Origin of the sequence: Halodesulfurarchaeum formicicum (genome assembly GCF_001886955.1) — an archaeon.
GTDB classification, from domain to species: domain Archaea; phylum Halobacteriota; class Halobacteria; order Halobacteriales; family Halobacteriaceae; genus Halodesulfurarchaeum; species Halodesulfurarchaeum formicicum.
Genome location: NZ_CP016804.1, coordinates 44,084 through 59,195 on the forward strand (window position 1 = coordinate 44,084; position 15,112 = coordinate 59,195).

General features: G+C 63.2%; 11 protein-coding genes. 8 read left to right on the forward strand and 3 right to left on the reverse strand.

All coding sequences use genetic code 11. The annotated features are described in order from the left end of the window. Window positions 1-25: 25 nt before the first annotated feature. Window positions 26-520, reverse strand: coding sequence for a DUF7529 family protein (locus tag HSR6_RS00215; protein ID WP_071932479.1), 495 nt, complete (start codon window positions 518-520; stop codon window positions 26-28). Window positions 521-616: 96 nt separating this feature from the next. On the opposite strand from HSR6_RS00215, the gene HSR6_RS00220 reads away from it, so the two are divergent. The 8 genes from HSR6_RS00220 (at window position 617) to HSR6_RS00250 (ending at window position 12,144) form a co-directional block, all read left to right on the forward strand. Continuing rightward, entirely contained in the window at window positions 617-3,271 is a 2,655-nt protein-coding gene (locus tag HSR6_RS00220; RefSeq protein WP_071932480.1) for an ABC transporter ATP-binding protein, read from the forward strand. 54 nt (window positions 3,272-3,325) lie between these two features. Continuing rightward, the gene (locus HSR6_RS00225) at window positions 3,326-4,996 is read left to right on the forward strand and encodes an ABC transporter substrate-binding protein (protein ID WP_071932481.1); all 1,671 of its coding nucleotides are present in this window, start codon (window positions 3,326-3,328) and stop codon (window positions 4,994-4,996) included. A gap of 14 nt (window positions 4,997-5,010) precedes the next feature. After that, on the forward strand, window positions 5,011-6,030 hold the full coding sequence (locus tag HSR6_RS00230) for an ABC transporter permease (protein WP_071932482.1): 1,020 nt from the start codon (window positions 5,011-5,013) through the stop codon (window positions 6,028-6,030). Then, window positions 6,027-6,950 carry an ABC transporter permease gene (locus tag HSR6_RS00235; RefSeq protein WP_070364044.1) on the forward strand — a complete coding sequence of 308 codons (924 nt, stop codon included), beginning with the start codon at window positions 6,027-6,029 and terminating at the stop codon, window positions 6,948-6,950. The genes HSR6_RS00230 and HSR6_RS00235 overlap by 4 nt, the downstream gene beginning before the upstream one ends. Before the next feature lie 2 nt (window positions 6,951-6,952). Continuing rightward, a complete protein-coding gene (locus tag HSR6_RS00240) occupies window positions 6,953-7,303 on the forward strand; it encodes a DUF7268 family protein (protein ID WP_449271673.1) in 351 nt (116 codons plus the stop codon). 122 nt (window positions 7,304-7,425) lie between these two features. Then, window positions 7,426-7,596: a DUF7556 family protein gene (locus HSR6_RS11045; protein ID WP_449271674.1), complete on the forward strand. Its 171-nt coding sequence runs from the start codon at window positions 7,426-7,428 to the stop codon at window positions 7,594-7,596. 60 nt (window positions 7,597-7,656) lie between these two features. Continuing rightward, entirely contained in the window at window positions 7,657-8,070 is a 414-nt protein-coding gene (locus HSR6_RS00245) for a PPC domain-containing DNA-binding protein (RefSeq protein ID WP_071932483.1), read from the forward strand. After that, window positions 8,071-12,144, forward strand: a complete 4,074-nt coding sequence (locus HSR6_RS00250) for a DNA-directed DNA polymerase II large subunit (RefSeq protein WP_071932484.1) — start codon at window positions 8,071-8,073, stop codon at window positions 12,142-12,144. A gap of 78 nt (window positions 12,145-12,222) precedes the next feature. Here the strand turns inward: HSR6_RS00250 and HSR6_RS00255 are convergent, their stop codons facing one another. Further along, window positions 12,223-13,956 carry a BCCT family transporter gene (locus tag HSR6_RS00255; protein WP_070364047.1) on the reverse strand — a complete coding sequence of 578 codons (1,734 nt, stop codon included), beginning with the start codon at window positions 13,954-13,956 and terminating at the stop codon, window positions 12,223-12,225. Window positions 13,957-14,085: 129 nt separating this feature from the next. Continuing rightward, complete coding sequence (locus tag HSR6_RS00260; protein ID WP_070364048.1) at window positions 14,086-14,868, reverse strand: IclR family transcriptional regulator; 783 nt, start codon at window positions 14,866-14,868, stop codon at window positions 14,086-14,088. Window positions 14,869-15,112: the final 244 nt, after the last annotated feature.

Below are 15,112 nucleotides of genomic sequence, written 5' to 3' on the forward strand. Positions count from 1 at the left end.
ATCGCGCTTCAGCCCGGGGAGGATGTCAATCGAGGTCCTCCGGGGGGAACAGCGGCCGAGGGTCCTCGACGCCGAACTGGACGTGTTGCTCGCCGGAAAGCGGGTGGAGGTAGACGTGGAGTTGCTCGCCCCCCCGCACCCGTTCGAGCATCCGGTCGGCCTCGGCGGTGCGATAGTAAAGCGGGAGGCAGACAGCGGTCTCCTCGGCCGAGGACCGAAAGACGACCGTGGCGTAGACCAGCCCCCCGTCCTGCGCGTTGAACGCCTCGAACTCGTCGAAGGTCCCGGTCTCGACCATCGATTCTAGTTTCTCGAACTCGTCACCGGAGACGAGCACGTCAAGGCCCACCTTTGTCGTCTCCGAGCCACCCGGTGCCGGTACCGGAACGACATCTCCTGGGACGGGGGCGAAGACGTCCCACCCCTGTGTTTCGTAGTCCGCGGCCAGCGATTGGCTCTCCTCGACGACTTCCTGCCACCGACTCTGGTCGCCGTCCAACGGGTGACTCACGTCATCCATACCCGCATTGGGTGGTCCCTGACGGGTAAACATTGTCTCCTGGTGAACCTTCGGTAGTGAAAAGATATATCGCCGACGCGGGGACAAACGGTGGGTATGCCGCCGCTGCTCTCTATGGAGGATCTCCGCACCCAATTCGCTACTGACCGCGGTCGGGTCAAGGCAGTCGACGGGATCGATCTCGAGATCGAGCCCGGGGAGACTGTCGGCCTGGTCGGGGAGTCCGGCTCTGGCAAGAGTGTCACGGCGCTGTCGACGATGGGTCTCGTCGACGATCCCGGTGAGATTGCCGGGGGAACCATCGAATTCACGGATGCCGAGATTGCTGCTGAACTCCGTGAGACGTTTTCTAACCCAACTTTCGTCGACGGCAACACCGTCGACTTGACCGCTGCCCCGGAGGCGGCGCTTCGTCTCGTGCGGGGGCAGGCGATCAGTATGATCTTCCAGGACCCGATGACGTCCCTCAACCCGGCCCATACGGTCGGCGAGCAGGTCGCGGAGAGCCTGTCTCTCCACCAGTTCGGCGGCCGGCGAAAGGACACGTGGCTGAACGCCATCCGCGAGATCCTGCCCCGAATCAGTCGGGATATCGACCCGGAGATCCGCGAACGCACGATCGAGATCCTCGAGGAGGTCGGCATTCCGGAGCCAGGGGCCCGCTTCGAGGAGTACCCCCACGAGTTCTCCGGTGGCATGCGTCAGCGGGTTCTCATCGCGATCGCGCTGGCGAGCCAGCCGGACCTGCTCATCGCCGACGAGCCGACCACGGCCCTTGACGTGACGATTCAGGCTCAGATTCTGGACCTCATCGACGAGTTACAGGCCGAACTGGGGATGTCCGTGCTCATGATCACTCACGACCTGGGCGTGGTGGCCGAGACCTGTGATCGGGTCGCCGTGATGTACGCCGGCGAGATCGTCGAGGAAGGTCCGGCCGAGGAGGTCTTTGCGAACCCGTCCCATCCCTACACCTACACGCTGCTCGAATCCATCCCGACCGAGGACAAGGAGCGTCTCACGCCCATCGCCGGCAACGTTCCCGATCTCATCGACATGCCCGAGGGGTGTCACTTCGCCCCGCGCTGTCCCTGGGTGACCGATGGCTGTACGGACGGCGAGATCGAATTCCGGCAACACGGTGGGACCGCGGTGGACCACCGGTCCAAGTGTCTCCTCGAGGATTTCGACAAGGCGAAATACGGGACGGACAGCGTCCTCCCACAGGACACCGGTGAGCGCGGGGCGGAGCCGTTGCTCGAGGTCTCCAATCTCAAGAAGTACTACGAGGAAGAGGACGGCGTTCTCGATCGCTTCCTCGGTGGCACCGGAAAGAGTGTCAAGGCCGTCGACGGGGTCGACTTCTCGATCTACCCGGGTGAGACACTCGGCCTCGTCGGGGAGTCCGGCTGTGGGAAATCGACGGCTGGCCGGGCCCTCCTCCATCTCGTCGAGCCGACCGACGGGCGGGTCCTCTTTGCCGGCACTGACCTCACCGACCTGGATCGGTCCGGGTTGCGGGAGGCCAGGAAGGACATGCAGATGATCTTCCAGGACCCGCTCTCCTCGCTCGACCCCCGACTGACAGTCGGGCAGACGATCATGGAACCGCTCAAGATCCACGACCTCCCGGAGAGCGATCCGTCCGTCAGCACGACGGCCGACCTCACGGTTTCGGGAATCGAACGGGACCGTGTGGAAGTCGAGGTTGGCGACGAGGTCGATGCCGTGGTCGGGGCGGCTGAGGATGTCTCGACGGTACACGTCTCCGTGGCGGTCGCGGACGACGACGTCACCGTCGAGGTGGACGAACACGTTGGCGTCGAAACCACGGTTTCACGCTCGGAATCGGGCCGGATCGAACTGGTCTCGGTTGTCGTCTCCGCTGGCGACAGCGACCGGCTCCGACGCCGCCGTCGGGTCAACCAGCTTATCGAAGCCGTCGGGCTCGAAACTGGTCAGTACAACCGGTATCCTCACGAAATGTCGGGTGGCCAGCGTCAACGGGTCGGGATCGCCCGTGCGCTGGCGGTGGATCCGGACTTCATCGTCGCCGACGAACCGGTCTCGGCGCTGGACGTTTCGGTTCAGGCCCAGATCCTCAATCTGCTCGAGGACCTGCAAAATCGCTTCGATCTCACGTACCTGTTCATCGCCCACGACCTCTCGGTTGTGAGACATATCTCCGACCGCGTCGCGGTGATGTATCTCGGCGAGATCGTCGAACTCGCGGACACCGAAGCGCTATTCGAAGATCCCCGACACCCGTACACACAGGCCCTGCTCTCGGCGATTCCGGTCCCGGATCCGACGGTGGGAACCGAAGACCGCGACATCCTGCGGGGTGACGTTCCATCCCCCATCGACCCGCCGTCGGGCTGTCACTTCCGCACACGGTGTCCGCAGATCATTCCGCCCGCGGACCTCGACGTGGATCAGGAGGTGTATCGAGAGATCATGTTCTTCAAACAGCGCGTTGAGGACCGGGCAATCGACCTGGAGACGGCGACCAACGAGGCCGACTCCGAGACGCCGCGCGCGATCGCCGAGCAGTTGCGCGAGGATCACTTCGACACGCTTCCAACCGGTGAGGCCGGGACGGTTCTCGAGTCGGCAGTCGAACAGGTCGCGTCGGGCGACTGGGAGGGGGCGGAATCGCTCCTCGACGAAACCTTCGAAAGTGTCTGTGAGGTTGCGGACCCGGTCTTGTCGGATGGGGACCATCCCGCGGCGTGTCATCTGCTGGATTGACGAGATCTGAATTGATGCAAACATTTATGATAGTTACACATCTGAGAAGTATTCATGTCATCCAGTGACAGCACGGTTTCGCGTCGTGGATTTCTCACCGCAGCCGGCGGTGCTGCCGTTACTGCTGCACTCGCGGGATGTAGTGGTAATGGGACTGACGACCAAGACAACGGGGATTCCGAGGATTCCACGCTGTTGCGATACGGCCGTGGCAGTCACTCGACGACGCTTGACTTCCAGAACAGTACCAGTGGCGAGGTCGCGAAGGTCACCGAGAACCTCTATGACAAGCTGATCGACTTCGTCCCGGGTGAGGCGACGCTGCGCGAGGGGTTGGCGACGGACTACTCGATGGACGGCCAGACCGTCTCGCTGACGCTCCGAGAGGGTGTGACCTTCCACGACGGCGAGGAGTTCACCGCCCAGGACTTCGTGGCGACCTATCGCCGCTTCACCGATCCTGACTACGAGTACTACGCCGGCGACGATTACGTGTCCGCGTACGGCGGCTTTACGCTCGGGAACTGGATCGAAGACATCCAGGTGGACGGGGATTACGAGATGACGATCGAGTTGTCCCAGCAATACGCCCCGTTCTTCCGGAATCTGGCCATGTTCCCCTCTGCGGTCCACTCGGAGGCGTCCATCGAAGAGTACGGCACGGACCTGCAGTCAAATGCGAACGGAACTGGTCCCTTCGAGCTTGAGACCCTCGACGACGGCAACGAGCAGATCCGGCTGTCGGCCAACGAGGACTACTGGGGTGAAGGCCCCCACGTCGACGAACTCGTCTTCGTCACCGTCGGTGAGAACTCGACGCGAGCCCAGTCTCTTGGCTCCGGCGAACTGGACATCATCGACGGCCTCGGTGCCCAGTCCGCCCAGCAGGTCGAAGGCTTCGACAACGCGTCACTCGAGCGCAAGGAGGGGATCAACATCGGCTACATGGCGTTCAACCTCTCCTCGATCGAGCAATTCCAGGACCGCCGGGTCCGGCAGGCAATCAGCTACGCCATCGACACGGAGTCCATCGTCGAAGAGATCTACGCCGGTGTGGCGGTCCAGGCAAGCCAGCCGCTGCCACCGAACCTCCTGGGGTACAACGAGGATCTCGATCCCTACCCGTACGATCCCGACGAGGCCCAGCAACTCCTCGATGAGGCCGGCTACGGCGATGGGTTCTCCTTCGAACTGGCCACCTTCCAGAACCCGCGGGCGTACAACCCGTCGCCGCTACAAACTGCCGAGACCGTCGCCTCGAACCTCGGCGAGGTCGGCATCGACGTGGAGATCAACCAGCAGTCCTTCGGGCCGTTCCTCGAATACACTGCCGAAGGTCGACACGACGCGTGTTTCCTCGGCTGGATGACCGACAACGCGGACCCGGACAACTTCGCGTACGCGCTGTTGCACCCACAGGTCGAGTCGGACCAGCTCACGGAAGGCCAGGACTGGGTCAGCTTCGACACCGAGGGCTTCAACACGAGCAACCGCGCGGGATGGGCAAACCGTGAGTACATGGATCTGGTCGAGCAGGGTCAGCGAACCCTCGACGAGGCCGAGCGAGAGGACCTCTACAACCAGGCGATGCAGATCGCTCACGACGAGGCGCCGTGGGTCTACTTGGACTACGCCGAGGAGCTTCGCGGTGTCGCCAATCGGGTGCAGAACTACACCGTCGCGACCATCAGCGGTCCGTATCTTAATTACGTCTCCGTCGAATAGGCTTCGACGAGCCGATGTTCCCGAAGCGTTTCGTCATCAAACGCCTCCTGCTGCTCGTCCCCGTGCTGATCGGGGTGGCGACAGTCGTCTTCTCGATTTTGCACCTGTCTCCGGGTGATCCGGCACTGACGATCGCCGGGCAACGAGCGAGCGAGGAGTTCGTCGAACAGATCCGAGAAGGCCTCGGCCTGAACGATCCGATATGGGTTCAGTACGTGGACTTCCTCTGGAATGCCGCCCAGCTCGACTTCGGGGACTCCTACATCATCTACCGGAATACGCCGGTCCGGGAGGTCCTCATCGAGAAGCTCCCGGTGACCATCGAACTGGCGCTCTACGGCCAGTTTTTCGGCATTCTCTTTGGCATTCCGTTCGGGCTCGTTAGCGCGATCAAGCAGGACACGATCACCGACCACCTCTCCCGGGTCGGGGCCCTGGCCGGCATCAGCATCCCGATCTTCTGGAGTGGGCCGATCCTGATCTTCGTCTTCGCCCAGTTTTTCGGCGTGTTGCCGACAAGTGGCCGGATCTCCTCACTTTACAACTTCCAGGCGATACGGGTTACTGGCCTGGTGACCGTGGACACGCTCATCGCTGGCGAGTGGGATATGTTCGTCTCCGCGGTTCGGCATATGTTGTTGCCCTCGCTCACGATCGGAATCTACTCGATGGCGCTGATCTCCCGGATGATGCGGTCCTCGATGCTCGAGGTTATCAGACAGGACTACATCCGAACGGCTCGGGCGAAGGGCCAGGGGGCCAAGATCACGGTCCTCAAACACGGTTTCCGAAACGCGCTCATCCCGGTCATCACGGTCATCGGCATCCAGTTTGGCACCCTCCTCGGTGGCGCGGTCCTGACCGAGACGGTCTTTGCGATCGGCGGTATCGGCGTCCTGCTCGTCGAGGCGATCAAGGTCGGTGATTACCCCATCGTCCAGGGAACGGTGCTGACCTTCGCGTTCCTCTTCACGCTCGTGAACCTCGGCGTCGACATCACCTACTCGTACCTTGACCCACGGATCAACCAATGAGTACACAAACAGTCCAGGAGGGCGGCAGTTCGACCCGGAGCCTCTTCGAGCGGCTTCGCGCCTCGCCGTTCCTCTCCCAGCTCCTGTCGAATCGGCTGGCGCTTGCCGGCATTCTGATCATCCTCGCGATGCTCGCCATCGCGATCTACTCCCGGTTCGCACTGGACCTCGAGGTCATCTCACAGAGTCAGCTCGGCACGAACCCGAATCGGGCGGCCCCGAGTCTGGAGTACCCCTTCGGAACCGACGGGCAGGCCCGAGATCTGCTGCCCCGGGTGGCCTATGGGGCCTGGTACGCGATGCTCTACGGGTCGATAACCGTCGGTGCGTCGACGGTGCTCGGTGTGGGGATGGGCATCATTGCAGCCTACTACGGCGACGTGACTGACAACGTCATCATGCGGTCGATGGACGTGCTGCTCGCGTTCCCCTCCTTGCTCCTCGCCCTGGCTCTCGTCTCGATCTTCCCCGACGAGTTGGGCCTCTGGCGGGCCGTGATGGCACTGACCCTCGTCTACACGCCACGGTTTGCCCGCGTCGTACGGGGGGCTGCACTCACGGTCCTCGAAGACGAGTACATCGACGCCACCGAGGCCCTCGGGGCGACCGATCCGCGAATCCTCGTTCGACACATTTTGCCAAACACGCTCGCACCCATTACCGTTCAGAGCACCCTCAACTTCGGGCTCGCGATCATCGACCTCGCGGCGCTCTCGTTTTTGGGTTTCGGCGCCTCGGCGGGAACGCCGTCCTGGGGATTGATGCTCTCGAACGGCGTCAGCCTGGGCCTCCTGACCGGGGTCTGGTGGTGGTCGTTCTTCCCGGGACTGTTCCTCGCATTGACCGTCCTCGGGTTCAACCTGCTCGGTGACGGCATGCGTGACGCCCTCGACCCACGGATGCGTGAGGCCGTGGACTGACCGTGCGAACCGCTTTTCGGGCGATTCGGCACCGGGTTCGACTCGTGGCTCCAGCCGGCCTGTTCGGTGTCATCCTCGCTGTCGCCTTCCTGGCGAGTCTCGGTCTCGTCGGTCGGTCGGTCCCCATCTGGGTCGACAGTACCTTCGCGTTCGGGGGGATCTGGTTCGGGTTCGGACTCCTATCTTGGGCGAGTTCGATCATGCTTGGTCGGACAATCGAGGGGCTCCAGGCGCGGATGGACCTGGGAACCGGCTGGACGGAGACCCGCTCGCGGCGAGCGATGGCGCGGGTGGCCGCGTTCGGTGCTGGGATGATGCTCGGGGCGACGGGTGTCGGGCTTTTCGTTCTCTGAATCCCGGTTGCCCTCCCGAACGACCGGATTCCGACTAGTTGAATGGGCTGTCCGGTTTGTGACCCGCAGGTCTCCCCGATTCGACGTGTTTAAATAATCGGTGAGACATTGTACCAAACGTCATGGTGTCCGATGCCACGTCCATGGCCGCCACGGGTACTGCCGGAGAGGTCATGGCTGCAGTCGATGAGGCCGGTTCCGAGTCGCGGCTCGTCATCGCCGACATTTCCCAGGACGGGGCCTGGGTATCGGCGTCGATGGACGCGACACGCGACCTCGAGGCGTGGCGCTGACACCCGAGGGTCAACGCAGGAGAGGCCAGCTTTTTGCCCGCGGGTCCCGTCCCGGTCGATATGCGCTTTCAGGAGGTGTCCCCTGACCGGACCCTGCTCGTCGATCTTGCGTACGACGAGTCACTGCTCGCGGAACTCGAAGCTGCCGTCACCCAGGCCGACCTGGAATCGGCCTGGATGCTCGGCTCCGGGGCCGTCCGCGAACTCGAACTGACCGTCTACGATCAGGACGCCTTCGCCGCCGACGCCGTCGCCTTCGACGAACCGCTCGAAATGCCCGTGTTCACCGGGACGGTGACCACTGGCCCTGAAATTGCCGTCCAGGGGGTCTTCTCGCGCCCCTCGGGCCAGGCCGTCGCCGGCCGGATCGAATCGGCGACTGTCTACGGCGGTGAGGCCCTCCTTTGGGGCTTCGAGGAATCACTCGACAGGGACCGTGACGACGCCACCGGGCTCGACCGGCTCGATCTGTAGATGCGCGAGGTCGACGCCCAGTACTTCGCGGAACTGGAAACCCGGCTGGACCGGGCGATCGACATCGCGGAGACCGCCCGGGAGCGTGGCGAGGACCCCACGCCCGAGGTCGAGATCCCCGTGGCCACGGATATGGCCGACCGCGTGGAGAACATTCTGGGCATCGACGGGGTCGCCGAGCGCGTGCGCGAACTCGAAGGCGACTACTCCCGGGAGCGGGCCGCGCTCATGCTCGTCGAGGACTTCGTCGAGGGCACGGTTGGCGACTACGAGACCCGTCAGGGCAAAGTCGAGGGCGCGGTTCGCACCGCTGTCGCCCTGCTCACCGAGGGGGTCGTCGCCGCGCCGATCGAGGGGATCGACCGGGTCGAACTGCGGACGAACGACGACGGGACCGAGTTCGTCTCGGTTGCCTACGCCGGCCCGATCCGTTCGGCCGGCGGGACGGCTCAGGCGCTGTCGGTGCTGGTCGCGGACTACGCCCGCTCGCTTTTGGGCATCGAGGCGTTCCAGCCCCGCGAGGACGAGATCGAGCGCTACGCCGAGGAGATCGCCCTCTACGATCAGGAGACCGGGTTGCAGTATACGCCCTCCGACGAGGAGGCTACCCATATCGCCCGAAACGTGCCGATCATGCTCGACGGGGAGGCAACCGGCGACGGGGAGGTCTCGGGCTACCGGGACCTCGAACGGGTCGACACCAACAGCCCCCGTGGGGGGATGTGTCTGGTCCTCGCGGAGGGGATCGCGCTCAAGGCCCCGAAGATCAAGCGGTACACCGACGAACTCGAGGACGTCGAGTGGCCCTGGCTGCAGGCGTTGATCGACGGGGACGTGGGCGAAGACGACGCCGAGGACGACTCTGCGGGGGCCACCGAGGAGGAAGCGGCCGAGCAGTCGGGCCCGCCGCGGGCCCCACCCAAGACGAAGTACCTCCGGGATCTCATCGCGGGCCGACCGGTCTTCTCACACCCGAGTGAGCCTGGCGGATTCCGACTCCGGTACGGTCGAGCCCGCAATCACGGCTTCGCCACGGCCGGGGTCCACCCGGCGACGATGCACCTCGTCGATGACTTCCTCGCGACGGGCACCCAGATCAAGACCGAGCGCCCGGGCAAGGCCGCCGGCGTGATCCCGGTCGACTCCATCGAGGGACCGACGGTCAAACTCGCGAACGGCGACGTCCGCCGGATCGACGACCCCGCGGAGGCCCTCGAAGTGCGAAACGGCGTGGAGGCGATCCTCGACGTCGGCGAGTACCTGGTGAACTACGGGGAGTTCGTCGAGAACAACAAACCCCTCGCGCCCGCGTCCTACACTACCGAGTGGTGGGTGCAGGACCTGGCTGCAGCCGGGGCCGACGTGCAGGCGCTGCGGGACTCTCCCTACGTCGATCTCGCCGATCCGGAGCCGGCCCAGGCGCTCAACTGGGCCCGGGATCACGACGCACCGCTCCATCCTGCCTACACGTACCTCTATCACGACATCAGCGTCGAGGACCTCGACACGCTCGCCGCGGCCCTGTCCGAGGCGACGATCGAGGGGGAAACCCTCGCTGTCCCCCGTACGGAGCCGGTTCGGGAGATTCTGGAGGTACTGCTAATCGAGCATCACCAGGACGAGGACACGCTCCAGATCGAGGACTGGCACCCGCTCGCCGAGACGGTGGGGGTCAGCACCGACCTCGAACGACAGTGGACCCTGGACGACCTTTCCGAGGCCGCGCTCGACTGGGAGAACGCGATGCGGGCAATCGAGGAGATCGCCCCCTTCGAGGTCCGTGAACGCGCTCCGACCCGGATCGGGAACCGGATGGGCCGCCCGGAGAAATCCGAGTCCCGCGACCTGAGCCCCGCGGTCCACACCCTTTTCCCGATCGGGGAGGCCGGAGGGAACCAGCGGGACGTGGGCAAAGCGGCTGCTGCGGGGGATTCGATCGACGGTACGCAGGGAACCGTCGAGGTGGAACTCGGCGAGCGGGTCTGTGTTGCCTGTGGCGAGCACACGTACAAACCCCGCTGTCCGGCGTGTGGCGAGCGGACGAAGCCGTACTACGAGTGCCCCGAGTGTTCCATTCGTGTCGAACCGGACGAGGCCGGTCGCGTGGAGTGCCCGCGCTGTGAGCGCACGCTCTCGAACGTCGACATCCAGACCGTGGACGTGGGCGCGGAGTTCAACGATGCCCTGGCGGCCGTCGAGGAGCGTGAGACCTCCCTCGACATCGTGAAGGGCGTCAAGGGGTTGATGTCCAAGACCAAGGTCCCCGAACCGATGGAGAAGGGCGTTCTCCGGGCCAAACACGGCGTGACGGCGTTCAAGGACGGGACGGTCCGGTACGACATGACCGACCTCCCGGTGACCGCGGTTCGGCCCGCGGAACTGGACGTGACCGTCGCGGACTTCCGGGAGTTGGGGTACGAGACGGATATTAACGGCGACCCGCTGGAGCACGCCGATCAACTGGTCGAACTGCGGGTTCAGGACGTGATCCTCTCGGATGGGGCCGCCGAGCACATGCTCAAGACCGCGGATTTCGTCGACGAACTCCTCACGGACTATTACGGGTTGGACCCCTTCTACGAACTCGAGGATCGTGAGGATTTGATCGGCGAACTCGTCTTCGGGATGGCCCCACATACCTCCGCGGCGGTCGTGGGGCGGGTCGCCGGGTTCACCTCGGCAGCGGTTGGCTACGCGCATCCGTACTTTCACGCCTCAAAGCGCCGGAATTGCTTCCACCCCGAGACGAAGATCTGGTTCGAGGACGAGCAAGGGACGTGGGAACTGGAGACGATCGAATCAGTAGTCGAGGATCGGCTGAAAGAGCCACGCGAGGACGATTTCGGGACGGTAGTCGAAGAAATCGACGGCCAGATCCAAGTTCCCTCGATCGAGGCAGACGGAACGCCGACGCTGGAACCGGTCACGGCCGTCTCGAAACACCTCTCGACCGATCACCTCCTCGAAATCCAGCTTCAATCGGGCCGGTCACTTACTGTAACTCCGGATCATTCGATGCGAAAATGGGACGGCGGCGTTTGTGAACTGGCTGCGTCACAGATCGAGGAGGGTGACGTGATACCACGCCCGAATTTCGGGGCGAGTAGCGTTGACCTCACAGACGGGTCACAGCTCGATCGGTGGCTTGCAAACAGCCAACCGAACGCCACCGCTTCAGCTTCCACTGCCACTGATGGGGATATGGGGCCTGTGGACTTCGACGAAGTCGAAACTATCAACATCATTGAAAGCGATATTGAATACACGTACTCATTAACGGTAAAGAACACTCACACGCTACTTGCGAATGGTCATTTTGTTGGCCAGTGCGACGGTGACGAAGATTGTGTGATGCTCCTGATGGACGGCCTGCTCAACTTCTCGAAGCAGTACCTTCCCGACCAGCGTGGCGGGCGGATGGACGCCCCGCTCGTGATGTCCTCGCGGATCGACCCGGCGGAGATCGACGACGAGGCCCACAACGTCGACACGGTGGACCAGTATCCAAGGGAGTTCTACGAGGCGACCCGGGAGATGGCCGATCCCGGCGAGGTCGACATCGAGATCGCGGAGGCCCACCTGGGGACCGACCGGGCCTACTCGGACTTCGGGTTCACCCACGACACCTCTGACATCGCGCTCGGGCCGGATCTCTCGGCGTACAAGACCCTGGAGTCGATGATGGACAAGATGGAGGCCCAACTCGAACTCGCCCGGAAGCTTCGGGCCGTCGACGAGACCGACGTCGCCGAGCGGGTCATCGAGTATCACTTCCTGCCGGATCTGATCGGAAACTTGCGGGCGTTCACCCGCCAGGAGGTCCGGTGTCTCTCCTGTGGCGCGAAGTACCGCCGTGCGCCCCTGACTGGCGAGTGCCGGAAGTGTGGCGGCGACGTGACCCTCACCGTTCACGAGGGGTCGGTGACCAAGTACCTCGATACGGCCATCGAGGTCGCCGAGGAGTACGGCTCGCGGGAGTACACCAAACAGCGTCTGCACATCCTCGAACGCTCGATCGAGTCGATTTTCGAGAACGACAAGAACAAACAGTCAGGAATTGCGGACTTCATGTAAGAGCCGGCCGGTAGCGATCGTTTTGGTCCAGCTTTTGCAAGCGAGGTCGCGGAGGGACCGAGCGCAGTAAAAGGTGGGTTAGTCGTCGTCAGACTGTGGCACTGGCGAACTGGGACTGGACCCACCGGCCGCGCCGGGCGGGGTTTCGATCTCCTGGAGGGTCTCGTACTCCTCCTGGAGGCCCTTGTAGAGCGTGTAGATCAGGATGAGGATGACGCCGGCAAAGGGCAGCCCCGTGGTGATCGCCGCCGTCTGGAGGGCGTTGAGGCCGCCACCAACAAGCAGGGCCGCGGCGACGATGCCCACGACGATCGCCCAGAGCATGCGCTGGCGCTGGGACACGTTGAGCTTCCCGCCGGCAGTCACCAGCGCGATGACCTGCGAACCCGAGTCGGCGGAGGTCACGAAGAAGGTGACCACGAGACCCACCGCGGCAGCGGAGGTGATCGTCGAGAGCGGATAGGCCCCGAGCAACTCGAACATGGCGTAGGCCGACCCCTGCTCGACGACCGTCTGCTGGATCGTCCCGCCGAGTTCGAGTTCGGTGAAGACTGCCAGCCCGCCGAACGAACCCAGGAACGCCATCGAGAAGCCGGTCGGCAGCAGCAAGACCCCGAGGATCATCTGGCGGATCGATCGGCCCCGGGAGATGCGGGCGATGAACAGCCCGACGAAGGGCGACCACGCGATCCACCAGCCCCAGTAGAAGATGGTCCAGCTATCCTGCCAACCGGCTTCCTTGCCGGCCTGATCGGTCAGCGGGCCCATGAAGGTCTCCGTAAACAGGGACATGTGCGGCAGGTTCTGGATGTAAAAGCCCACCTCGCGGATGATCCCCTCCAGCAGATAGCGCGTCGGGCCAACCGCGAGGACAAAGAGCATGAGCAGGATCATCAGGTAGACGTTGATCGTGCTCAGCCGCTTCAGGCCCTTGTCGATGCCCAGGCCCACCGAAATGCCCGTGATCGCGGTGATCGCCGCGATGATGAGTAGCTGGGTCCCGCCCCCGAAGGGCACTCCCGTTCCGACCAGCCGTTCGAGGACGACCGAGAGCCCCACGTTGATCTGTGAGGCACCGAGTCCCAGCGAGGTCGCCAGCCCGAAGATCGTGGCGAAGACGGTCACCAGATCGACGATGTGGCCCGGCCAGTCGAAGACCCGATCGCCGAAAAGCGGGTAGAACATCGAGCGGAAGGTGAGCGGGAGCCCACGGTTGAAGGCGAAGAAGGAAAGTCCCAGTGCTACCAGCCCGAAGATCCCCCAGGGGTGAATCCCCCAGTGGAAGAAGGTGATGCCGAGGGCCGCACGCCCGGCTTCGGCGGTGTTCGGTGTGAAGGGGAACATCGTCCCGCCACCGGTTGCGAGGTGGTTCATCGGCTCGGCGACACTCCAGAACATCAGGCCGATGCCCATCCCGGCACTGAAGAGCATCGCCATCCACTCGAAGGTCGTGTAGTCGGGCCGTGCTCCGAGGCCACCGATGCGGATGTCGCCGTAGCGACTCGCCGCGAAGTACACCAACGTCAGCAGGAAGACGTTGGCCGAGAAGATGTACAGCCACCCCAGATTCGTGTTGATCACCGAATTGACCGTCTCGTAGGCCGTCGCGGCCGTATCGCCCAAGAGAATCGTGCCAACCAGAAAGAGCGCGATCATCGCCAGGGAGATTGGAAACACGACCGGGTGGGCGTCGATCCCGAACCCCGTGAGGTTCCCCTCGCCTGGCTCCCTGTCCGAATCCGCGTACAGGAGCTCCTCCTGTCGTTTCGACCACCATTCTGCGTCCCGTTCGCCCTGATCGTCACTGTCCATGGTTTGAGTTATGACAACAATCTGGTTGTTTGTTGAAACATTGGGAGTACTCCCCACATTCACCAGTGTCAAGCCGACAGAACGAACTCTCGAATACGCGAGGAAAAGTCCCACGATTCGCCGCTTTCGTTACCGGTCGTTCCAGTGGGACTCCAGGACCGTGTGGGATTCCAGGGCCCGTTCGAGTTCGTCGACGCTCTTGGCGAGGGTTCGGGCGATCGAGCGCTCGTAGGAGATCCGGTGGGGCGAACCGGAGACGTCCATCGCACCCAGGACCTCACCATTCGAATCCGTGACGGGGACCGCGACCGCCTTGAGGTTCTCCCAGGACTCCTGTTTGTTGACTGCGTACCCCCGTTTGCGGACCTGTTCGAGTTCCTCACAGAGTGTCTCGCGGTCCGTGATCGTGAACTCGGTGAACTTCGGGAGTCCCCACTGGTCGATAATCGCGTCGATCTGGGATTCGTCCATCTCGGCGAGCATCGCCTTGCCTGCGGCCGTGCTGTGGAGATAGAAGTACTGGCCCCGCTGGAAGCCTTCGAGGGTTCCGGTGTCGAGACTGTCGAAGAGGGTGATCGCGCGGCCGTTCTCCAGGACCGAGAAGTTCACGACCTCGCGAGTGCGTTCCGCAAGCTCGTAGGTCTTCTCGCGGGCGAGCATGAACTGGGGCTCTCGGCGTTTGGCTTTCGACCCGAGGTGGTAGAGTTTGAGCCCGAGCTGGTACTCGTCGTCGTGCTTGACGATCAAGCCGTTTCCCAAGAGGGTCTGAAGGTGTTTGTGGGCCGTACTGACGGCCATGTCCAGTTCGTCGGCGATTTCGCTCACCGTGGCCCCTTCGAGGTCCGCGACGGCATCGAGTACGCGCAGCGAGGTGTTCGTGGTTTCGTGGGTCCGTCCTCGATGCTCGTTCATCGATTCAATCTCGGTTTCATGTTATGGAAAACGTTTCCATTGCGTGATCCACGGCGCTGAATTTCATATAGCGGAATACAGTTTATTCGGGTATTCTGTTGTATTGCTAAAGACAGGAATCTGGTTTGGGGCGGAATTTCTTCCGATCGATCCGTTCGAGGAGATTTCCTCAGTTCGCTTTGGACAGCTGCTGACGTGACTTCTCATTGGGGTTCTGGCCCGTGGACGCCTGGTCGATAATTTT

What these genes read in the sequence shown, in the direction of transcription:
- HSR6_RS00215 (WP_071932479.1), bottom strand. Translation starts at nt 520, where the DNA reads ATGGATGACGTGAGTCACCCGTTGGACGGCGACCAGAGTCGGTGGCAG.
- HSR6_RS00220 (WP_071932480.1), top strand. Translation starts at nt 617, where the DNA reads ATGCCGCCGCTGCTCTCTATGGAGGATCTCCGCACCCAATTCGCTACT.
- HSR6_RS00225 (WP_071932481.1), top strand. Translation starts at nt 3,326, where the DNA reads ATGTCATCCAGTGACAGCACGGTTTCGCGTCGTGGATTTCTCACCGCA.
- HSR6_RS00230 (WP_071932482.1), top strand. Translation starts at nt 5,011, where the DNA reads ATGTTCCCGAAGCGTTTCGTCATCAAACGCCTCCTGCTGCTCGTCCCC.
- HSR6_RS00235 (WP_070364044.1), top strand. Translation starts at nt 6,027, where the DNA reads ATGAGTACACAAACAGTCCAGGAGGGCGGCAGTTCGACCCGGAGCCTC.
- HSR6_RS11045 (WP_449271674.1), top strand. Translation starts at nt 7,426, where the DNA reads ATGGTGTCCGATGCCACGTCCATGGCCGCCACGGGTACTGCCGGAGAG.
- HSR6_RS00245 (WP_071932483.1), top strand. Translation starts at nt 7,657, where the DNA reads ATGCGCTTTCAGGAGGTGTCCCCTGACCGGACCCTGCTCGTCGATCTT.
- HSR6_RS00250 (WP_071932484.1), top strand. Translation starts at nt 8,071, where the DNA reads ATGCGCGAGGTCGACGCCCAGTACTTCGCGGAACTGGAAACCCGGCTG.
- HSR6_RS00255 (WP_070364047.1), bottom strand. Translation starts at nt 13,956, where the DNA reads ATGGACAGTGACGATCAGGGCGAACGGGACGCAGAATGGTGGTCGAAA.
- HSR6_RS00260 (WP_070364048.1), bottom strand. Translation starts at nt 14,868, where the DNA reads ATGAACGAGCATCGAGGACGGACCCACGAAACCACGAACACCTCGCTG.